Consider the following 294-nt stretch of genomic DNA (forward strand, 5'->3'; position numbering starts at 1 on the left):
CCGTCACCGAGGAAACCTCCGGCATCGACCTCGTGCTGCAGCAGTTCCGCATCGCCAACGGCGAAGAACTGTCGATCACCGAAGACCCCGAACCGCGCGGACACTCCTTCGAGTTCCGCATCAACGGCGAAGACGCCGGCCGCGGCTTCCTGCCCGCACCCGGACCAGTCACCACCTTCATCGCCCCCGAAGGCCCCGGCGTCCGCGTCGATTCCGGTGTCGAGTCCGGCTCGGTGATCGGTGGCCAATTCGACTCCATGCTCGCCAAGCTCATCGTCACCGGCGCCACCCGCG

At 67.3% G+C, this 294-nt stretch carries 1 pseudogene; it reads left to right on the forward strand.

The window, feature by feature from the left end:
• Nucleotides 1-294: pseudogene (locus RhoFasB10_RS26045) on the forward strand (acetyl-/propionyl-CoA carboxylase subunit alpha); the annotation flags it as partial.

Origin of the sequence: Rhodococcus sp. B10, from assembly GCF_011770055.1 — a bacterium.
Lineage (GTDB): Bacteria > Actinomycetota > Actinomycetes > Mycobacteriales > Mycobacteriaceae > Rhodococcoides > Rhodococcoides kyotonensis_B.